Consider the following 18,466-nt stretch of genomic DNA (forward strand, 5'->3'; position numbering starts at 1 on the left):
GTGTGCGAAAGAGTCTTGCTACTATCAATGCATAGCGTTTTAAAACAGCATTAAAAAAACAGAGAGAAAATAATGTTTTTCGTTGAGACTGACTGATGCGATAGAGTTATTTTCAACACGTTTGATTCAGGAAACCATTATAACTGTTAAGGAAGACTTATGACCAATGCAACGATTCACACAGTGACTATTAATAAGGCTGATATTGCCAGTGGCGGCATGAAATCGTACAAGCAAGATGATGATAGTATCATCTTAATTACCCGCGACGACGATGATTTTCAGGCGTTCGATGGTAAATGCCCGCACGCAGGCGCAGATTTAGGCACAGGATTACGTTGTGGCAATCGCGTGGTCTGTCCTTGGCATCACGCGACGTTTGATAGCCGCGATGGCACACTGCTAGAGCCAGTAGCGACAGAAGGCCTAACTCAATATGAAGTGACCGATAACGGTGACAGCTTGACGGTGAATACCTCAGCTAAGATAGATAAACAGATTGCAAATGACAAACTGACGGATACACATACCCTCATCGTGGGCGGTGGCGCGGCTGGTTTTATGACAGCGCACCAACTGCGTAACACTGGCTATGGCGGCAAAATCACCTTGATTAGTGCCGATGACAAAGCCCCTTATAACCGTCCATTATTGTCCAAAGCATTTTTAGCGGGCAATATGCCTGAAGAAAAGCTGCTCCTGGGCGGTGCAGATTGGGCGAGCAAACACGATATTAATTTGCGCTTAAATCAAACCGTCAGCGAAGTATTACCCAATGACCGTACGATTGTCATCAAAGATAAAAATGGTCATAGCGATACAAAAACCGCTGATTTTTTAGTGGTCGCAACAGGCGCTGAGCCAAAGATACCTCCTTTTAAAGGGGCTGAGCTTGATGGCGTTTATACACTGCGCAGTATGGATGATGCCAAATTGATCAAAGCGGCCAGTCACGATCAGCGTGTGGTGATTGTCGGTACTGGCTTTATCGGTATGGAGGTCGCTTCCGCATTAGCGCAAGCAGGCACGACGGCTTCTATTACGGTCATCGGACAAGATCATCGGGTGATGGGAAATATTGTCTCCGAAACGGTCAGTAATGCGCTGATTAAGCTGCATGAGGAAAAAGGCATTCAGTTTGTCTTTGATGCCAGTGTGACCGAAATCGTTGAGGTAAAAAAAGCGGATGAGACTAGTGACAGCAATTTTTCGCAAGTTGGCGGTATTAAACTAGCAAATGGTGAGCAAGTTGATGCAGACATCGTGATTTTAGGGACTGGTGTAGCACCACGTACAGAACTGTTCGAAGAAGTAAACGCGCCAGATGGCGTGCAAGTGGATGACCATTTGCAGCTACGCGATGGGGTTTATGCATTGGGCGATATCGCGAAAGCTTCTGGACAAATGGGACGCATGCGTATCGAACATTGGCGGGTGGCCTTACAGCATGGCTTGGTCACTGCTGCCACTATCTTAAACGACCCTAATGTCAACTCACTAGCAGAGCGCATTCCTTTCTTTTGGACGATGCAATATGGTAAGAGCCTACGCTATAGTGGTCATGCCGCGACACCTGATAATAATATCTTGTTTGGTTCACCAGATACGTTAGATTATATCGAATATTACTTTGATGATGACGGGGAAGACACACGTGCTAGTGCGGCTAGCACTTTAGGGCATGATAAAGAACTGGTTGCTTTCTCTGAGCTACTCCGCCGTGGTCATGCGCCGACGCGTGCACAGATTCATGCTGGATTTAATATTATCGACCAAGCGCAGGCGTTATCGCCCTAGCACTCAAAATGTATACGTATTACTATTAAGGCTGGCCTATTAATTTGGGTCAGCTTTTTTAATACACATAGTCAGTTCAATATAAAAAATATATGACAAATACAAACATCCAGCTGGGATGAGTTTCTCTCGCTTGCTGTGTGCTTTGCACTCCAGAGGCTTCGAAAAATTCATCCCAGCAGTAATGTATTCTTTTTAAAGTAAATCCACTATAGCTAATAAAAGGAAAAATTATAATATGAATAAAAACACTATGAATAAAGATTACTTGAGCAAAGACTCGGTATTTTTGCGTCAGGCGGAAGCAAGTGATATTGGCGCACTGGAGCAGTTATTAAACTGCTGTTATCGGGAAACGGCAGGCTGGACCAATGAGGCAGATTTGGTCGGCGGTATTCGTATCACGCCAGATGAGCTGGCTAATACCATCGCAAATCCCAAACACTATCTGTTTGTGTATCCAAAAACAACCAGTGGTGAAGGTGAGGCAGAAGAAACGGGTGAGCTACTCGGCTGTATCGCGGTCGATATCAAAACCAATAATGACTCAAATAAAAAAGCTTATATAGGCATGTTTGCAGTACATCCTGTGCTACAAGGGCAGGGCGTTGGCAATGTGATTTTGCAAGCAGCAGAAACTTTCGCTACTCGTCATTTATCGTCAGATGGGCAAGCAGCTGATAAAAACCCTGCGCGTTTGACCATGTCTATCTTGAGCCATCGTCCTGAGCTGTTGGCTTACTATCAGCGCCGCGGCTATCAGTTAAATGGTAATAAAATGCCGTTTCCAAATGATGGCAATAATGGCGAGCCAAAGCGTGAGGATTTAGAACTATTAGAGTTAGAAAAAATTGTTAGCTAACTAGTTTAGTGAAGAAACATTGAAAACTATACTGTCTCACTTAACCCCAAAAATGACCAAAGGTCATAAATAGCCCAACACTTAGCAGTATAAATGCCACGATAATTAAGCGCTTGAACCAGTTAAAAGCGGGCAAGCGCGTGGCATTGTCATCAGACATGAGATAAGCAAACAAAAACAACAAGCTCGCTGCTAAGGTCATAATTCCCAGACCAATCGGTAATATAAACAAATACACCTGCCACACAGTCATCTCTCAACAGTCGTTATTACCTGCATCATAGCAGCAACGGGATTGTGCTGTCAGTATGAACGTGACTTCGCTTAAATTTCCCAGAGCTATTCGAATAGAGGTGATTCAAGTACAGAAAAAAGATATTGAATAAAAATAGGCAAATATCGAGAAATTAAGTTGGATTCTAAGATATAATTCTATATAGTTCGAGTAACTTTATAGATACATTAAGAACGAGGGGATTAGTGATAAATAATCAACGAAAATCTCAATTATCAGTAATAGCCATATAGATATCACATGGCTATTACTGATAATTGAGACACTTGCAAAACCAGTTTTAAGGTTTATCGAGCGAGTGATGAGTTGGTTTCGACTATTGAAACTGAGACATGTTCTTATAAGTTATTCATAATAAAGTCATTGAAATATATTAAACCAAGCTATCCTTATTCTTAGAGAGATAACATGCTAAAAAAAATCGCTTTTCTAACGATTACATCAATACTATTTGCCGGTTGTGCTTCTGTACCCACTGAAAATGTTGAAGTATCTAACGTACTCAAGCAAGTGAAAGCACCTAGTGCCAACAATGCTGGTCTATATATTTATCGTAGCAATAGTGTGGTGGGTGGGGCTTTAAAGAAAGATGTGTGGGTAGATGATGAATGTATTGGTGAAACTGCACGAGGCACTTTCTTCTATCATGAAGTACTAGGCAATATGCCGCACAAAGTTTCTACCGAATCTGAATTTTCTCCTAACGATTTAATGATTGATACTACAGCGGGTAATAACTACTTTGTAAAACAATATATTAAGCCAGGTTTAATTGTTGGTGGTGCGGGTGTTAAACTGGTACCTGAAAGTGAAGGAAGGGAAGCAATCGCTGACCTCAAACTCGGAATAAAAGGGACTTGTAGCAAGTAGTGCAAGTCACTATCTATAAAGAAAGGCTACCTCGTTAAGGGTAGCCTTTTTTAATATATTCCAATCTATCAAACTAACGCATCGTCACAAACTCTTCTGAGCCAGTTGGATGAATGGCAACGGTATTGTCAAAGTCAGCTTTAGTCGCGCCCATTTTGATCGCGACTGCAAAGCCTTGAATCATCTCATCAACACCAAAGCCAAGACCGTGTAGACCAATGACTTTTTCATCATCGCCCAAGCACACCAGTTTCATCATACATTTCTGACGATGCTGGGTCACCGCGCTATACATAGAGGTAAATGTTGAGTTATAGCATTTGATATTGTCTTTACCATAGCGCTCAACCGCGTCGATTTCAGACAAGCCAATGGTACCAATAGCAGGATGGGTAAAGATAACGGTCGGTATCAACGTATAGTCTAAATGCTCATTAGGCTTGTTGTTAAATAGGCGCTCTGACAAGCGGCGACCTGCGGCAATCGCCACTGGGGTCAAATCAACACTATCTTCGATAATATCGCCGACCGCATAGATATTTGCAACATTGGTGTTTTGGAACTTATCGACTTTGATTTTGCCGATTTCGTTCGTTTCTACACCCGTCACTTGCAGGTTGATATTGTCTGTCGATGGCGCACGACCAATCGCCCAAATCAAACAATCTGTCGCGTCTAAGCTGCCATTTTCAGTACATAAAGTCAGGCTGCCATCTTCATTTTTATTGACTTCCGTGAGTGTGGTATTGGTATGTAGTTGAATACCGTCTTGCTCCATCTCTATGAGTAATGCCTCTACCACACTGTGATCAAATGAGCGTAGCGGCGAGTGCTGGCGTACATACAAATGCACCTCAGCGCCCAAACTGTTTAACACGCCTGCGATCTCGACAGCGATATAGCCTGCGCCCACAATTGCTACGCGTTTTGGCAAATGGTTCAAAGCAAAAAAACCATCAGAATCGATGCCGTATTCTGCGCCCTTGATATCTGGCTGAATCGGGTGACCGCCCGTGGCAATCAAAATATGGTCAGCGGTAATCAACTCGCCATTCACTTCTACAGTATTGGTATCGACAAATTTGGCAAAGCCTTTGATGACTTCTACACCGTTTTTGGCCAAATTATTATCATAAGAGCGGTGAATATTTTCGATATATTGTTGACGGCTCTGCACCAATTTTTGGAAGTCAAAACCTTTAACATCCACATCAAAGCCATAATCTGGCGCATATTTATGAATAGCCTCGGCAACTTGCGCACCATACCACATCACTTTTTTGGGTACACAGCCCAAGTTCACACAAGTACCGCCCAATTGGTTGGCTTCGATAATGGCGCATTTTTTGCCATAGCTCGCCGCACGGTTGATTGAAGCAATGCCACCGCTACCGCCGCCTATGGCGATATAGTCATAATGTTTGGTCATAATGAATCTCTTGATTAAGTTGTTATTGGTGCTGTCTTTGACTCTACCGTAATGGGTCTTATCATTCATCTTACAAGTTTTTTGGGGTTAGGGTATGTTAAGTCGCTTCGATGTGGTTAGTATCTCACTAGAAACAGCCTAATATTTAAATGTCTATACCTGCCTAAACTCACTTGAACCCGCCTAAACCTACTTAAACAATGGCACGACGTCTATAAAATAGCAGTCCGGGAATGGATAAGCCTAATACCAATCCCGAGGTCACAAATAACGCCTCAAACAAATACACCATCATTTGGCTAAATAACTCATCTGAAAAACCAAAATATCCAATCTGCACCATGCTAACCATCGCCTTATAAGCAGCGATACCGGGCATCATACAAATGACACTGGGCGAAATTAATGCTTTGGGCGGCAGGGTGTATTTCTTGGAAAAATATACACCTAAAAAGCTGGCAAGCATCGCCCCAAAAAAGCTAGCAACCACGAGATGCACATGCTGATAAACAAGAGCCGTCTTTAGTCCGAAGCCAAACGCAGTCATCAGCAAGCAAGGCAGGATATAGCGTTTGGGTACGCTAAACATCAGCGTCCAACCAAGGGTAATAATACACGACAGCGCAACGGTTTCAATGAACCACATCTTAAAACCCCCAGTGCTGTATGCGAAGTAAAACCAGTGCCATCACGATGCCAACGCACGCTGATAGGGTCAGCATATAAGTAAAAACCGCACGTCCAATCCCAATATTGACATAGCCTTTTAAGATATCTGAGAAAGAGTTGATCAAAGGAAAGCTTGGTACTAGTAAGAGCACACTAGAGGCAACGGCAATATCGGCATTATTACCAATATCAAAATAATAGGTCGTCGCTCCAATTAAGGAAGCAATAAATGCCGTCACAATGACGGTGATAAAAGGATTGAAATGCTGCTTGGACAGGTAAATACGGGTGAACATCGCTACCATACCAGCGATAAATGTCACTGCGGTAATCGACCAACTGCCACCATTCAGGTAAGCAAACGCCGCACAAGACGCGCCAACAAATATGCCTACTAGCCACGTTGGATACACGGTTTTATCCAGCTCATCGAAGGCAAGAGTGGTGCGGTCAGTCAGCTCAGATTTCAGCTGATTGTTATCTGGCTTGTCGCTATTTGTGTCGGCTTCGGTTTTATTGATAATTTGCTGGATTTGTACCAGTAAATTGACGTTGATGCTTTGATTAATCGTGTCTCTGGTGGTGGTGATACAGCGCTCATCACAGATGGTGGTCAGGGTAATGGCATTAAAGTTCAGCGAACATTCTACGCTGTTCATCCCCAACGCAAGCCCCAAGCGTTTGCATAAGTCAACCACCACGGCAGACTCAGCGCCATACTGCATAAGGAGTAATCCGCAGCGCACGCATAGTCGAGTAATGTGCTGTTGCTGTACGTAACTGATAGAGGTCATTGATTAGATACGCATGTTGGCTATTGTGATATTTGTGAATGGTATAAGTATAAGTATAAGTATAAGTATGAGCATTGTGATTGGTTATGAGGTATCAATACGGCAAGGTAACGATAGCATAACTTGCCGTGCTTATTTGCTACTATTATAAAGCGTAAACCACTGTCGCAAGGAGAATAAAATGCATATCGCTATCTTAACTCTGACTTTTGCGCTACCCGGATGTAGCTCGTTAAAAGAAAAACGCCAACGGATGGGCGGCTTGCATGCGCGTTTTGGCAATACGCCAAGCGTCGCGGTATGTGAAAGCGGTGAGCGGGATCGGCATGATGCCAGCGAATGGACGTTTGTGATCGTCGGGCTGTCTAAACGTGAGGTCGAGTCGCAGTGTAGTCAAATAGAAGTAAAGATAGAGCGGATGGTAGATGCGCGGGTGATGAATGTTGAGAAAGAGTTTATTTGAAGATTGAGTTATAAAAGCGTTCCGTGCACCTTGCACCTTGCACCTTTGACATGCGATGGTGAGGTGTTGAACGCTTCTTATAAAGATTAAAAATTTATTTATTATCAATATAAGATTTAATAATTAACCTCAGGGTTAAATGCCAAGCATATACACTTCCAGCAGTAACGGCGTATTCATCATCTAATAGACCGTGAGCAATATCATTACGTAAATTGAAACCTCGCGAGTCAGTAAAAATCGTTTTAATTTCAAAGCATAGGTTTTCACCTAATAGATCAACTATCTCAGAAGACTTCATCAATGAGCTTAATCCATTTTCTGTTTCAATACCGTCGTCAGCTATGTATGTTGTCTTTATACCTATATTTTTTAGCATTACTCTAATCATATGTTCAAACTGAGGGCATAATATGTGGGTTGAAGCATAATAGTCCTGTTGGAAACCAGCATATAGAGCTTGGCTCATTAATTTTTGACGATTAAATGGTACGATAGGGGAGTGTTCACATAAAGTTTCCAACAGCTCCTGATTTATTTGATGTTCTGAGTTTATTTGTACTAGTGCGGGTAATATTGTACTTTCGACAATTAGTTGAATACTTGACATAAATAAAAGCGTTGCATGATTATTTTTGCATTTATCTATACTTTCTGGGTCATTAAAGTCAATTTGATTGTTTACTGCTATTGTACGTCCATCAGTAGGTGACACTGCTCTCATTCCACCTACTATGTCCATTAAATTTGGATGATATGTTTCTTTCATTTTTTGATAGTGAGGCTCATCTGTTAGACCGACAAAGTAGCTTAGAGCTTCTGTTGAACTTTTCTTCCCTGAAACATGATTCACTGCTTGCTCCATAATTTGCGAAATATCAATGATGGTTTCTGATACTTCCATTGAGTCTAATCCACGTACATTTGCCTTAGTAATTTTTTGTCTAATTCTCTTAATATCATCATCAGTATTTAGGTCTTGCCGAAACTGCTGCTCTATACTTTGAAATGCTTTGAGTGCTTCCTTGTACAGCATATTAGCGGTAAAACCAGAGCTGGGCATCACGCTATCAGCTTGAGCCTCTAAATGATGCCCTTTTTTACTGTTTACTTCTGACTTATTTTTAAATTTACAAGCTTTTGTATAGGAGTCAATAGCAAAATCTAAATAATCAATATCATTATTAGAAACAGAACTGGTAGATTCAACCATACCAAGCATTTGTTCAGCTAAAACATGCTCTTTATTTTTATTTAGTCCTACTTCTAGAATAATCCGAGCCACACCTATTTTGAAATATTTCTCATCAGAACTGCTATTTATTTCATCTGTTAACTTAGTACAAATTTCATTAACTTTTTGTTTGGTTTTTAGTGCTAATATTGATGTTCTTTTCCAACAAGCCAATATATCCGTATTAGAGAACTGTTGATTTAAATTCATTGAAATAACAGAGTCAATCGCCATTTGAACATATCTAATATCCTTAGGCTCATGATATAACCAAAGGATATCAGCAACTCTGTTTTTTAACAGAGGCTCATGTATTTCATCGACGATATCAGCAAGTTGTTGCGTTTTGCCTTCTATAATATTTTGAACGTTCTTATAAGGGTCATCTTGGTAGTTGGCATCAAAATCTAAATGGCAAAGTTGAGCTAAAAAGCTAAATAACTCGGCTTCCTCAATATTATTATTCTCAATAGCAGCCTTAGCTAACTTTAAAAGATATTGTGCAAGTGAAAAATATCCGTAATAATCATCTTCTTTTATCTCGTAATTCCAATTATCTTTATTTAATTGTTCTTTAACTTCCATTAAATACTTTCCTTTCTAGCAGAGTTTTGATTGTTTAAAGGCTAACGGATATGAGTTAAAACTAAATTAACTGCAAAATACTTTCAACTAAAACACACGCAGTAAAAAAGGCTATTCCATTAAGAATAACCTTTTAATAACTACTTCTGAGTATTAACTGGCTTGCTTAAGCATTGGCTTTAAGAACTCACCAGTATACGAGCCTTTCACTTCTGCCACTTCCTCAGGCGTACCTTCAGCGATGATCAGTCCACCACCTTTACCGCCTTCAGGGCCAAGATCAATCACCCAATCCGCTGTTTTGATAACATCCAAGTTATGCTCGATGACCACGATGGTATTACCTTTATCACGTAGTGCATGCAGGATATTAAGCAGCTTATCGATATCATGGAAATGCAAACCAGTGGTTGGCTCATCTAAGATATACAGCGTCTGTCCGGTATCACGTTTGGCCAGCTCACGCGCCAGTTTGACACGCTGCGCTTCACCGCCTGATAGTGTGGGTGCAGACTGACCCAAGCGAATATAGCTCAGACCAACATCCATGAGTGCTTGCAAGCGACGATAAATCGCTGGAATGGCTGAGAAGAACTCAGTCGCATCTTCGACCGTCATATCGAGCACGTCGGCGATGGTTTTGCCTTTATAGTGAATCTCTAAGGTCTCGCGGTTATAGCGCTTGCCTTCACAGGTATCACACGGCACATACATATCCGGTAAGAAATGCATCTCAACTTTGATAAGACCATCACCTTGACACATCTCACAGCGTCCGCCTTTTACGTTGAAGCTAAAGCGACCGGCTTTATAACCACGGGCACGTGCTTCTTGGGTTTGTGCAAACATCTCACGTACTGGGGTAAACACGCCCGTATACGTCGCTGGATTTGAGCGCGGTGTACGACCAATCGGGCTTTGATCGATATCGACCATTTTATCCAAATGCTCAAGTCCGCTGATGCTGTCATGCTTATCCGCGATGAGCGTTGAAGCATTGTTTAACTGAGTCGCGGCAAGTGGCATTAAAGTACGGTTAATTAAGGTTGATTTACCAGAACCTGAAACACCCGTGATACAGGTCATGATACCGATTGGTAAAGACAAATCAACATCGTGCAAGTTGTTACCAGACGCACCTTTTAGTTCAATGGTCATCGGTACTTTTTTCGGTTTGGCTTTACCTTTTTCCTCAACCTCTATCGTTTTGGCTTTATGACGAATCGCTGGAATCTCGATTCTTTTCTTGCCAGACATATATTGTCCAGTCAGCGATTCTTTATTGGCCATGATGTCATCGACCGTACCTTGAGCGATGATATGACCGCCATGTACGCCTGCACCGACACCGATATCGATAACGTGATCCGCTTGGCGAATGGCGTCTTCATCGTGTTCAACGACCAATACCGTATTGCCCAAATCACGCAAGCGCGTTAAGGTTTTTAATAGACGATCATTATCGCGTTGATGCAGACCGATTGATGGCTCATCAAGTACATACATGACGCCCATTAGACCCGCGCCAATTTGGCTAGCCAAACGAATACGCTGCGCTTCACCGCCCGATAGCGTTTCAGCAGAGCGGGCAAGGGATAAATAATCAAGTCCGACACTAACGAGGAAGTTTAGACGCTCATTGATCTCTTTAAAGATTTTTTCCGCGACTTCACCTTTATGACCGCCAATTTTTAGCGTTTTATAATAGTCAGCCGCATCACCGATAGACATTTTGACGATTTCAGCAATAGTATGCTCATCGACACGGACATTGCGTGAAATCTCATTGAGACGCGCACCATCACAGACGTTACAAGTGGTATCAGCCAAATATTTGGCTAGCTCGTCACGGACTAGATTGCTTTGCGTTTTAGCATAACGACGCTCCAGATAAGGCAGTACACCTTCAAACGGTACAGTCTTGTTAGTCTTGCGACCGCGCTCATCGGTAAAGTTAAAGGTCAGCTTCTCTTTACCAGAGCCATTCATAATAAGGTCTTGCTGCGCGTTTGGCAGATCTTGCCACGGGGCATCCATGTCAATTTTAAAGTGCTTGCAGACAGTAGAGAGCAAACCAAAGTAATAAGCGTGACGCTTATCCCAACCATTAATCGCGCCTTGGTTAAGAGACTTTTCATGATGGGTAATCAGTTTCTCAGCAGAGAAATACTGACGTTTACCGAGACCATCACAGCTTGGGCAAGCGCCATACGGATTGTTAAAACTGAACATGCGCGGTTCAAGCTCAGACACGGCACGATCACAAACAGGGCAAGAGTGCTTAGCTGACATGACTTGATTTTCGTCACCGCCTTCTTTTGGATTGCCATCCATAAAGTGGAGCGTGACCAACCCTTGTCCTAGACGTAGTGCCGTCTCTAAACTTTCGGCAACGCGGTTACCTAAGTCATCACGAACTTTAAAGCGGTCAACGACGACTTCGATGGTATGCTTTTTCTTTTTATCGAGTGTTGGTAGCTCATCAGTATCGTAGACATCACCGTCGACGCGCACACGGACAAAGCCTTGACCAATCAGCTGCTCAAGCAATACCGTATGCTCGCCTTTACGCTCACGAATGACGGGTGCCAAAATCATGATTTTGGTGTCATCTGGTAGTGCCATGACTTGATCAACCATCTCAGTCACCGACTGCGCGACCATTGGCTCGCCATGCTCAGGGCAAAACGGCGTACCAATACGCGCATACAGCAGGCGCAGATAGTCATAAATTTCGGTAATCGTACCGACCGTAGAGCGCGGGTTATGGTTGGTTGATTTCTGCTCGATAGCAATCGCAGGGGATAGACCCTCGATACTATCGACGTCAGGCTTCTCCATTTGCGAGAGGAACTGACGCGCATACGCCGACAAGCTCTCGACGTAACGACGTTGCCCTTCGGCATACAAGGTATCGAATGCCAATGAAGATTTACCAGAACCTGATAAGCCAGTGATCACCACGAATTTATCTCGTGGAATGTCTAAGTCGACATTTTTTAAATTATGAGTACGTGCGCCGCGTATTGCGATATGGTCATGTGCCATCGGTGATAGGTTTCCTATTTGCTAAAATGGTATTTAAAAAAGATGGTCGTCGTTCAATAATAATATAGGTAACTAATATGAGTAACTAATATGAGTAACTAATGAATATGGGTAACTTAGGGTGAGTTCATGGGTTAAACAAAAGCGTGGATAGTTCTCAAATGCATATCGTTTGATAACAGTTAAGCGTTGTATCGAACAATATGAATGACTGTTTTTATTTTGTGCTTTGTTTTGACTTTAATAAGCAAATCTAAATCAAATCAGTGTTAACTAATAGGGAGGGTTTGTTATAAATTTATCCAAGCTGTATCAGTACAAGCTGTGTCAGCTTAGGGTATGTCTTTTTATCAGGACATGCGTCATAAGTGCTGTTTAGGCAACAATGTCTGCGCTGCCTTGCTTTATTGTCATGATGGAGGGATTATTCAAGGTATGGTGACCCATCAGATGCACTTGGTAACAAAATTATGGTGTCACCCCTACAGGTAAGTGCAGGAATGGTCAAAGGAAGCGTAAAAAGACAAAAGTCTCGGCAACCTGATGGCGAATGTCTTATACTAGTGGGCTTAATTTATAGCTAAAGCCTTGATAGAGTCACAATAGTATAAGCAGCACAGTAGTGATAAATCAGCAATGACGAACCAGTGAGGCAAGTATGAATAGCGTAGAAAAACGGGCAATTCTCGGGGTCGGTGGTATATTTGCCTTGCGGATGATTGGTTTGTTTATGATTGTGCCCGTATTTTCTGTGTATGGCGACAATTATGCGCATGCGACACCGTTTCTAATTGGCTTAGCGGTCGGTATTTATGGGCTAGGGCAAGCAATCTTTCAGATACCGATGAGTCTTGCTGCTGATAAGTTTCCACGTAAGCCGATTATCTTTTTGGGTCTGGTGCTATTTGCTCTTGGCGGTATCATCGCCGCCAATGCCACGGATATTTATGAAGTCATTATCGGTCGGGCGCTGGCAGGTAGTGGCGCGGTCTCTGCGGTATTGATGGCGCTACTCGCTGATGTGACGCGCGAAGAGATGCGCACCAAAGCGATGGCCACGATGGGTTTAACCATTGCGACTTCCATCATGCTTGCTTTTGCTTTCGGTCCGCTATTGGTTGGTTCGCTTGGTATCTCTGGGCTGTTTTGGTTGACCTCAGGATTTGCTATTCTAGCGATGCTGCTGCTTTTTTTCGTACCGACGCCGCTACGAGTGCTCAAGCATAACTTAGATAATAAATCGATTGGTCAGCAGTTAGCGACGGTGCTAAAAATCGGCGATTTAAACCGCTTACATATCGGTATCTTTGCCCTCCATCTGACCATGACGGCGATATTTGTTATATTACCGCATCAGCTCAATGAGGTGATGGGTCTATCCGTACGTCAGCAGGGTTTGGTTTATTTGCCGTTATTATTTATCGGCTTTGCCGTCGCGATTCCTTTTATTATCATTGCCGAAAAGAAACGCAAAATGCGCCAAGTATTCTTGGGTGCGATTGCCTTGATGACCGTCGCCTTAGCAGTGCTAGCATTGGGTAGTCAGGTCGGCGTCGGTATTATTTTAGGGTTGCTGCTGTACTTTATGGGCTTTAACCTGCTTGAAGCAACGATTCCTTCTTGGATATCCAAGCGCGCACCAGTTGCCAATAAAGCCACGGCTATGGGGCTGAATTCTTCCAGTCAGTTCTTTGGTGCATTTGTGGGTGGTGCAATGGGTGGCTTGTTATTGAGTCAGCCTAATCTGCTGGCGTGGGGGATATTGGCTATCATTATGGGCATTTCGTTGCTGCTTATTATCCCAATTGCTGATCCACCGTATTTATCAAGTACGACCGTTACTATTCCCAAAAACATCAACATACAAGATTGGTCGCGGCAAGTGCTAGCAGTAGACGGCGTTGATGAACTCGTGGTCATGGCAAAAGAACAAGTGGCTTATTTAAAGCTGGATAAGACCCAGTTGACAGAGGATTCACGGCAGCAGCTATCGAGCTTGGCGCAAAGTCCATTAGATCTTTAATAGATTAACTATGCCACAATCTAAAGGTTATAGAAATAAGCCTAAATGGGTAAAACTGAGTAAACAATAACCGCGTAGACAGACCCTAATAAGTGAAAACTAAAAATTCATCTCTGTTTAAAAGGAATTAATATGAGTCAGTTTAAAATGCTGTTGAATGGTGCTTTTTTGGGTAAAGACGTTGCTCCCCGAGCAATGGTCAAACTGGCGATAGGTTTTGGGCTATCTGCCACGCTTTTGACCTCTGGCTGCGCCACCCAAAATATTCAGGCTTATCAAAACACCACACCGACGCTCGATATGCATGAATTTTTCTCCGGTCAGATTGATGGCTGGGGCATGTTTCAAGGTCGCAATGGCGAGGTCAAAAAACGCTTTTACGTCGATATTGATGCTACTCACGAAGGCGATAACGTCATTGTATTGGATGAGAAGTTTGACTGGGCAGATGGCACAAAATCACAGCGTATATGGCGACTGACCAAGCAAATGGATGGCATTTGGAAAGGTACGGCAGGTGATGTCATTGGCGAGGCGACAGGGGAAGTGGTTGGCAATACCTTGCACTGGAATTACGTATTAGAGTTGCCCGTTGAGGACAAGACTTACAAAGTGAATTTTGATGATTGGATGTATCTTATTAATGACGATGTCATGCTCAATCGTTCAGTCATGAAAAAGTTTGGCGTAGAGCTGGGTAGCGTCACTCTCAGTATGCATCGTAATAATAAATAATCGTTGGCATTACTGATATTTTATGGTGTTCTTCAGGGCTCTAAGGAGTCCTTTCTATTTGTAATCCTCGCTAAGATGTTGATACTTCAAAATAATGGATAGTATTGCACAGAGGGAAGTTGATTTTTAATAGTGATAAAAACAAAGCCTCAACAATGCACGACGTAGCATGTCGTTTGCTGTATACAGCGACTAGATATTTTAAAAGAAAATAGTTAAAGTAAAGCCATATTACTGATAGAATTAATGGTTTATATTAAAGACTCGATTAAAGCTCGTAATTAAATTATTCATAAGTAAGAGGACGGAACTATGCGCGGAGTTAATAAAGTTATCATCATCGGTAACCTTGGAGCAGACCCTGAGGCACGTCAATTTAGTAACGGCGGTAGCGTGACCAATATCTCGGTTGCGACGTCAGAGCAGTGGACAGACAAGCAAAGCGGTGAAAAGAAAGAAGCCACCGAATGGCATCGCATTTCACTCTTTAATCGTCTAGGCGAAATCGCTGCGCAGTATCTGCGTAAAGGCAGTAAGGTCTATATCGAAGGCAGTTTGCGTACCCGAAAATATCAAGATCCCAATGGTCAAGACCGCTATATTACTGAGATTCGCGCTGAGCAAATGCAAATGCTGGATGGCGCAACGGGTGGTCAGGATAATGGCGGCTTCAGTAATAATAACCAAGGTGGCCAAAATCAAGGCTACGGCAACCAAGGTGGTCAAAGTAACCAGAACAATTTTGGTCAGCAAGCAAACAATCAGCCTGCTCAGCAAGGTGGTTATAACCAATCTAGCAGTGGTCAAAACAGCTTTAACAATAATCAAGGTGCACCTGCTCAGCAGAATCAGTTTAATCAACCTGCTCAAAAGCCTGCACAATCAAAGCCGACAGCAATGCCAGATGGACCTGTCGATGATGATATTCCGTTCTAGGATATACCTTAGAGGAATACGTAAATAAAGAATGTTGATTAAGTTAGATAGAGCCTATATAAATAGGCTCTTTTTTTATGGAGAAAATAAAGTAAGCGTAAATAGTTAATGAAGAAAATACTTATAATTTTAGCAATTACTTTATTGCTCTCGATAATGTTATACCGCATAAAAAAGTGAATTTGAAATACGATAGAATAAGAAAAACTCCTAATTTCTGTTAGCTATTTATCTGCTTGTTTATCATATCAACCATATCTATAAACGAAATTATTCATGGTTATTTTTATATTTTTTTCGCTAGAACTTATTCAAATGACCACTTATATCCTATATCAACCGTTCATTCTATTAGATTTCGCTAATACTAACGCTTCATTAAATGTATTGATATAATCAAAAGTCGCCAATGATTTAGCAAAAATTACACCTTAAATCTTTTAAAAAAAATGGTTTTGAAAGAATTTATAAAAGTTCAAGGTAGGGTGGATTTATAGCCCAAAGTATCAAAAATTATTTAAGCAGCACCGTATTGTGGTCGTGTTTGCTTAAGTATCAGCGTTAGGTTTATCAGATGAATAATAGCGATGTATTTCGAAAAAGCGACTTGGGTCGAGAAGAAATTAAGACACAAAGTCTAGGTGTGTTACCGCGAGAGGCGAGAACATTGTTAATCATGATTGATGGCAAAAAGACTTATCAACAATATCTTGATTCGCTTGATAACAGTAAGATGTTCGCTGAGTTTGGCGGGATAGCACCTCTGTTTGAGTTGTTACAAGAGTTTCAGTGTATTGAGTTGATAGCAGATGATAATGCCAGCGTTGCAAGTCAATCGTATGTAACCTCGCAATCAGCGGCACCACGTACTGTCACTGAGCAGCAAGTGGCTGAAATACAGCCCACGACGCCAGCAAACGAAGACAGCAAAGCACTTCAGCCTCAATCCATTCAATCGCAGAGCAATAGTGCCGCTGAGTTTGATGCTACCTTTAACGATAAGCCAAAAAAGGCAGCTTCTTTTACTGGCTATTTTAAGCGCAAAGCCGCTGATGTTAATTTTGAGACATTAAAGTCAGAATTGGCGACTTATATCGAAAAAAATGCACCATCTGAAGATGTATGGGGTTACCTGCTAAATCTGGAGCAGTGTACTGATGCCCCGCAATTATTGGCTCTCATACAAAAGATCCAGCGCTCTACCAGTGGTGGTTTATCGCAGGGTGTGGGTGAGTTTTCCAAAAGAATCAAACTCTAAATTTTACTCACTCATCGTAGCGATGCATTTGGCTATTGCTTACAAGAAAATCTAAATAATTTATCGGAGTGCGTTATGGACGTCGCTGAGCTGTCAGAAAAGAACCAGTCAAATATGCTACATGGCGAGCATATTATTACACGTTTGACCTATATTAGCCGTTATAACAAAGACAACCCTGATGGGGAGGTCACGCGTATCCTAGCGCAAGCGCAACAGAATAATGAGCATAATGGCATTACAGGTGCATTGGTATTCAATCACAATTACTTTCTTCAAAGCATTGAAGGAGCGAGACCTGTCATTAATGAGCTATTACGCAAGCTTGTAAAAGACGAGCGGCATTTTTCCTTACAGATTATTGAATGTCGCGAGATTGAGCAGCGCCACTGGAATAAGTGGTCGATGAAATATCTTATCCCAAGTGATGAGAACAAAGGACTGGCGCTTAAATTTTCGACAAGCACTCAGTTCAATCCCTATCTGATGAGCGCCAACCAAATCATGATGCTGATTGATACATTGTCAGAACTTCAAGAGCAAGAAGAAAAAGAGGCTTCTACCAAGAAGAAGTCTTGGTTTGCTATCAGTTAATTGACGTTTATAAAGGTGCCAACACCCTATCACATTGCATAAGAGACCAGAGATGACATCATCAACTTCAGATGCGCATATTTTAATGAGTATGACGTACGTGAGCCGTGCAAACCCAGACGTATCAGCGAAAGACTTTAATGAAATTTTGCAGCAAGCCCAAGCCAATAATGCGGCAAATGGCATCACGGGTATGTTGACCTTTAATAAAGACTATTTTTTACAAACGGTTGAAGGACCTAGAGCACAAATTAATCGTTTATTGTACGCTCTCATTGCCGATCAGCGTCATCACGATTTACAGGTGATTGAAACACGCGAGCTCAAGTATAGAAAATGGGCAAAATGGTCAATGAACTATGCTTCTCCAACCGAATCTAACGCCGCGATTTATCTAAAATACTCTACGACAGTTGATTTCAATCCGTATTTATTAAGTGCCGAATCCGCTCTTGATTTGATGACTGAGCTTAGCGCACAACGGGCTTAGTCTGTTGAATTAACATCGAATAATAAGCAGTATGGTACTTAAGTAATATGGCACTTAAGCAGTTCAAAATAAAAAAGGGACATTAAAAATGGCGTTCTGCTGATATAAATTTTTTTCGCCTCCCTAGGTCGTGTCCTCGATTTGAACAGAAGCGACTATCTGAAGGTTTATTGTTTATAGCATTAATACGCTTACCTGTATTGAGTGGATTGACTAATGTTGTTTAATTACTGCTTTTTATAATATTATTACTTACCGGATTTATCCATAAATTGGTCCAGATAAAGGTTTTTTAGGTAGATAAAAGATACAGTATTAAACTAAGTTCATTATTAATTATCTCATATGGTATAGTCTGACCACTATAAAGTTACTACATTGATT

Annotated in this window: 16 protein-coding genes; 10 read left to right on the plus strand and 6 right to left on the minus strand. The window is 41.9% G+C overall.

The window, feature by feature from the left end; all coding sequences use genetic code 11:
- Positions 1 to 159 precede the first annotated feature (159 nt).
- On the plus strand, positions 160 to 1,797 hold the full coding sequence (locus JMY08_RS06075) for an FAD-dependent oxidoreductase (RefSeq protein WP_201592236.1): 1,638 nt from the start codon (positions 160 to 162) through the stop codon (positions 1,795 to 1,797).
- 238 nt (positions 1,798 to 2,035) lie between these two features.
- Entirely contained in the window at positions 2,036 to 2,659 is a 624-nt protein-coding gene (locus tag JMY08_RS06080) for a GNAT family N-acetyltransferase (protein ID WP_201592244.1), read from the plus strand.
- A 40-nt stretch (positions 2,660 to 2,699) separates the two neighbouring features.
- On the opposite strand, the gene JMY08_RS06085 is transcribed toward JMY08_RS06080, so the two are convergent.
- Entirely contained in the window at positions 2,700 to 2,912 is a 213-nt protein-coding gene (locus JMY08_RS06085; RefSeq protein WP_201592246.1) for a hypothetical protein, read from the minus strand.
- Between the two features lie 450 nt (positions 2,913 to 3,362).
- On the opposite strand from JMY08_RS06085, the gene JMY08_RS06090 reads away from it, so the two are divergent.
- Complete coding sequence (locus JMY08_RS06090; protein WP_201592248.1) at positions 3,363 to 3,824, plus strand: DUF2846 domain-containing protein; 462 nt, start codon at positions 3,363 to 3,365, stop codon at positions 3,822 to 3,824.
- A 73-nt stretch (positions 3,825 to 3,897) separates the two neighbouring features.
- Here JMY08_RS06090 and gorA read toward each other — a convergent pair whose 3' ends face one another.
- The 3 genes from gorA to JMY08_RS06105 form a co-directional block, all read right to left on the minus strand.
- Positions 3,898 to 5,253, minus strand: a complete 1,356-nt coding sequence (gene gorA, locus JMY08_RS06095; protein WP_194619275.1) for a glutathione-disulfide reductase — start codon at positions 5,251 to 5,253, stop codon at positions 3,898 to 3,900.
- Positions 5,254 to 5,446: 193 nt separating this feature from the next.
- The gene (locus JMY08_RS06100; RefSeq protein WP_194619273.1) at positions 5,447 to 5,899 is read right to left on the minus strand and encodes a threonine/serine exporter family protein; all 453 of its coding nucleotides are present in this window, start codon (positions 5,897 to 5,899) and stop codon (positions 5,447 to 5,449) included.
- Position 5,900: 1 nt separating this feature from the next.
- A complete protein-coding gene (locus JMY08_RS06105) occupies positions 5,901 to 6,716 on the minus strand; it encodes a threonine/serine ThrE exporter family protein (RefSeq protein ID WP_189585326.1) in 816 nt (271 codons plus the stop codon).
- A gap of 181 nt (positions 6,717 to 6,897) precedes the next feature.
- Here JMY08_RS06105 and JMY08_RS06110 point away from each other — a divergent pair, with 181 nt between their 5' ends.
- Positions 6,898 to 7,179, plus strand: a complete 282-nt coding sequence (locus JMY08_RS06110) for a DUF503 domain-containing protein (RefSeq protein ID WP_201592249.1) — start codon at positions 6,898 to 6,900, stop codon at positions 7,177 to 7,179.
- A 94-nt stretch (positions 7,180 to 7,273) separates the two neighbouring features.
- On the opposite strand, the gene JMY08_RS06115 is transcribed toward JMY08_RS06110, so the two are convergent.
- Both JMY08_RS06115 and uvrA read right to left on the minus strand, forming a co-directional pair.
- On the minus strand, positions 7,274 to 8,998 hold the full coding sequence (locus tag JMY08_RS06115; protein ID WP_201592251.1) for a DUF4209 domain-containing protein: 1,725 nt from the start codon (positions 8,996 to 8,998) through the stop codon (positions 7,274 to 7,276).
- A 153-nt stretch (positions 8,999 to 9,151) separates the two neighbouring features.
- Positions 9,152 to 12,046, minus strand: coding sequence for an excinuclease ABC subunit UvrA (gene uvrA / locus JMY08_RS06120; RefSeq protein WP_201592259.1), 2,895 nt, complete (start codon positions 12,044 to 12,046; stop codon positions 9,152 to 9,154).
- A 658-nt stretch (positions 12,047 to 12,704) separates the two neighbouring features.
- On the opposite strand from uvrA, the gene JMY08_RS06125 reads away from it, so the two are divergent.
- From JMY08_RS06125 to JMY08_RS06150, 6 genes are all read left to right on the plus strand, one after another.
- Positions 12,705 to 14,069 carry an MFS transporter gene (locus JMY08_RS06125; RefSeq protein ID WP_201592260.1) on the plus strand — a complete coding sequence of 455 codons (1,365 nt, stop codon included), beginning with the start codon at positions 12,705 to 12,707 and terminating at the stop codon, positions 14,067 to 14,069.
- A 132-nt stretch (positions 14,070 to 14,201) separates the two neighbouring features.
- A complete protein-coding gene (locus JMY08_RS06130) occupies positions 14,202 to 14,804 on the plus strand; it encodes a DUF3833 domain-containing protein (RefSeq protein ID WP_227679609.1) in 603 nt (200 codons plus the stop codon).
- A 312-nt stretch (positions 14,805 to 15,116) separates the two neighbouring features.
- Complete coding sequence (gene ssb, locus JMY08_RS06135; RefSeq protein WP_201592261.1) at positions 15,117 to 15,740, plus strand: single-stranded DNA-binding protein; 624 nt, start codon at positions 15,117 to 15,119, stop codon at positions 15,738 to 15,740.
- 574 nt (positions 15,741 to 16,314) lie between these two features.
- Positions 16,315 to 16,998 carry a hypothetical protein gene (locus JMY08_RS06140; RefSeq protein WP_201592262.1) on the plus strand — a complete coding sequence of 228 codons (684 nt, stop codon included), beginning with the start codon at positions 16,315 to 16,317 and terminating at the stop codon, positions 16,996 to 16,998.
- Between the two features lie 75 nt (positions 16,999 to 17,073).
- Positions 17,074 to 17,592: a BLUF domain-containing protein gene (locus tag JMY08_RS06145; RefSeq protein ID WP_201592263.1), complete on the plus strand. Its 519-nt coding sequence runs from the start codon at positions 17,074 to 17,076 to the stop codon at positions 17,590 to 17,592.
- 52 nt (positions 17,593 to 17,644) lie between these two features.
- A complete protein-coding gene (locus JMY08_RS06150; RefSeq protein WP_201592265.1) occupies positions 17,645 to 18,082 on the plus strand; it encodes a BLUF domain-containing protein in 438 nt (145 codons plus the stop codon).
- Positions 18,083 to 18,466: the final 384 nt, after the last annotated feature.

Source organism: Psychrobacter sp. Pi2-51 (assembly GCF_904846665.1).
GTDB classification, from domain to species: Bacteria; Pseudomonadota; Gammaproteobacteria; order Pseudomonadales; family Moraxellaceae; genus Psychrobacter; species Psychrobacter glaciei.